3 protein-coding genes are annotated in these 2,931 nt (G+C 57.1%); 1 reads left to right on the forward strand and 2 read right to left on the reverse strand.

All coding sequences use genetic code 11. The annotated features are described in order from the left end of the window. The coding region (locus JQ611_RS41360) for a primase-helicase family protein (RefSeq protein WP_249133865.1) at window positions 1–1,782 on the forward strand (1,782 nt) is incomplete at its 5' end. Between the two features lie 216 nt (window positions 1,783–1,998). Here the strand turns inward: JQ611_RS41360 and JQ611_RS41365 are convergent. Both JQ611_RS41365 and JQ611_RS41370 read right to left on the reverse strand, forming a co-directional pair. After that, entirely contained in the window at window positions 1,999–2,466 is a 468-nt protein-coding gene (locus JQ611_RS41365) for a hypothetical protein (RefSeq protein ID WP_212468836.1), read from the reverse strand. A 312-nt stretch (window positions 2,467–2,778) separates the two neighbouring features. Continuing rightward, window positions 2,779–2,931: response regulator (locus JQ611_RS41370; protein ID WP_212468837.1), on the reverse strand; the 153-nt coding region annotated here is incomplete at its 5' end.

Consider the following 2,931-nt stretch of genomic DNA (forward strand, 5'->3'; position numbering starts at 1 on the left):
CAGGCGCTACTCGACATCGTTTGCAACCGATCAAGCAAGGGGCCGAGCGAAGTACCGACGCCCAGGGAAGGGCCGAAATCCGACCATGAATGGTCCGACTTCTCCGACAGATACGGTGAGTGGTCGAGAGGCGCGAGTAGCAGTAGATGGCGCAACTTCAATACGGCGATGCTGGGGGTTTTGTCGGCGTGGGTTCCCCCGCTGTTGCCCAAGGCGAAGGCCAAGTATGGTGGCTACCGTCTCACCTCAAAGGACCTCGGCCGTGATCTTCAGGAAGACCTGGCGATCATGCCGAGCGGCATCCGTGATCACGGTGCAGGGGTAGGATATACAGGCATTGACCTTGTGATGAAATACCTCCCGACAGCGGACTTCGACGCGGCCGTTGCGTGGCTAACCGAGAAGACCGGCATCGAGGTCGGCGATGGTGGAGAAACTAAGGATATCGACAAAAATGACGGCGTGACGCTCAAGGACTTCTATGCGTATATGCCGACTCATCGCTACATCTTCGCACCGACTGGCGAGATGTGGCCTGCATGCAGCGTGAATGAGCGCGTGCCGCCGGTTCTGCTCAGCAAGACCGATGAAGAATGCCGCATGAAAGCCAGCCAATGGCTCGATAAGTATCAGGCAGTTGAGCAGATGACGTGGTCTCCCGGCCTGCCGATGACGATTGCTGACCGACTGATATCGGATGGAGGTTGGATCGAGCGCAAGGGCGTCACCACGTTTAACTTATACTGCCCGCCGACCATTATCCACGGCAACTCCGCCGCCGCCGACCGCTGGGTTGACCTAGTGCATAGAATCTACCCCGAAGACGCGGGCCATATCATCACATTTGCTGCGCAGCGCGTGCAGCATCCCGAAGTTAAAATCAATCACGGTCTGGTTCTTGGCGGTGCTCCAGGAATCGGCAAGGACACTATCCTGGAGCCGCTAAAGCATGGTGTCGGCCCGTGGAATTTCAAGGAGATTTCGCCGCCGGACATCATGTCGCCCCACAACGATTTCATGCGGTGCACCGTTCTTCGCATTTCGGAGGCCCACGATCTAGGAGAGGTCAATCGCTTCACTTTTTACGACCGACTGAAGACGATGCAGGCAACGCCGCCTGACGTGACGCGTATCAACGCCAAATATGTGCCACAATACTACGCGCTGAATGTCGCCGGAATTATTCTCACCACGAACTACCGCTTCGATGGCATCTACCTCCCGGCAGACGACCGCCGCACCTACGTGGCCTGGTCGGATACCCAGCAGGCGGATTTTGCCAGCGGGTTCTGGTCCTCCCTATGGGACTGGTATCACGCAGGCGGCCTTGAGAACGTCGTGGCCTATCTTGCCGAGATGGACATTTCGCACTTCGACCCGAAGGCTCCCCCGAAAAAGACCCATGCGTTCTGGCAAATTGTTGGTGCCGGTGCTGCGCCGGAAGATTCTGAAATGGCAGATATTTTGGACAGATTAGGCACTGCGGAGGGCGCGCGTGATGCCGAGGGCAAACCGTGCGGCCCGGCCGTGACAACCCAAGCTAAGGTCGAGGCTCTAGCTAACACTGGGAATTTCCACGAATGGCTAACCGACCGCAAGAACCGCCGCGTGATCCCCCACAGGTTCGAGAAGTGCGGATACGTCCCAGTGCGCAATGAGGACGCCAAGGACGGCCTCTGGGTGATAGGAGGAAAGCGGCAAACCGTTTATGGGCGCTCGGACCTCCCGCTCAGCGAGAGGGTAGTGGCAGCCAGAAGGCTGAGCAACGCCGGGAATCGCTGAAATAGGTGGAGTCGATGAAAATCCTATTGTTTCCCACGCTATCTCTCCCCAACCCCTATAACATCTCTGACTTTTTTCATGTTGCGGATGGGGTGGGGGTGTCGGGGTAACAATAGGGAGATCACCTATTTCACCTACTTCACCGAGAACGGCGCGAGCCCTGCCCTGCACTACGCCAGCTTCTTGCAACGCATGCAGTCCATCATCGAACTAGCATCACTCGGCAATCGGAGACGACGCGTCCGCAAGCAGCAACATCTCAGGATCGTTGATCGTCGCCAAGTACAGGGATGCCGCCTGATCTACACTCGTACCGTCTTCAATGAGTAGGCTTCGATCCACCTTGATCTTGGCATTGACGCTGACGGCGCTGAGGTGGGGGTGGAGAAAGGGAGCCGCGTCGACCGCGCAGCGCTGGGCCTTCTCCTTGAATGCGCCCAGTTCCTTCATCGCGCTGATCAACTGTTCGGGCGTCTTATTATGCTCAGCAAGGCCCTTGAGAAGCTCGGCCAATATCGTTTCGGCCTCGGAGTGATAGAAGCGCATGTTCTGGAGCATGACCTCAAGCGGGGTGATTCCGGCGGCTAACGCCTCGTCTGCGATGTTCCGCAGAGCTGCCGTCCTGGCGTTGATGCCTCCCTTTTTTCTACCGGCATTTGGCTGATAGCCACCAAACGTACCCATCTCAGGTTTTCCTAGATTGGTCTTTCTTCAGGACGTTGAACCCATGCGGTGTCGCATCGGTAGCATCACTGGTCGGCAAGCGGGTATAGCCGCCGCACTTTAGCTTAATTCTCGCGTATCTAACAGGGACCGCTTCCAGTTAAGTATTCGACCACCTCGTCGACGAGCGCAGGCAGGCCTGCGGGCATTCATGGGGCAAAACGCTACACTGTTGCCGAAGTCCAACTTCCGAAAGCGGACTCCACCCGGACATCACGCCATATCTGAAAGGTACCAATAGACGACATCGCCAAGGTGGCTGAGAGTTGACGATCACTGAGCTTGACCGAGGCGCATATCGATTTCCGCTCGTAGCAAGTTGAAATCGATGGGCTTGGTCAGCAAACCGGTCGCGCCGCCTTCCATCGCCTTCCGTCTGGTCTCGGGATCGCCATAGGCAGTGATCATGATGATGGGGACGTCGGG

Source organism: Bradyrhizobium sp. AUGA SZCCT0182, assembly GCF_018130185.1.
Lineage (GTDB): Bacteria > Pseudomonadota > Alphaproteobacteria > Rhizobiales > Xanthobacteraceae > Bradyrhizobium.

Excerpts from the sequence above, each read along its gene's own strand:
- JQ611_RS41365 (WP_212468836.1), bottom strand. The coding sequence starts at position 2,466 with ATGGGTACGTTTGGTGGCTATCAGCCAAATGCCGGTAGAAAAAAGGGA.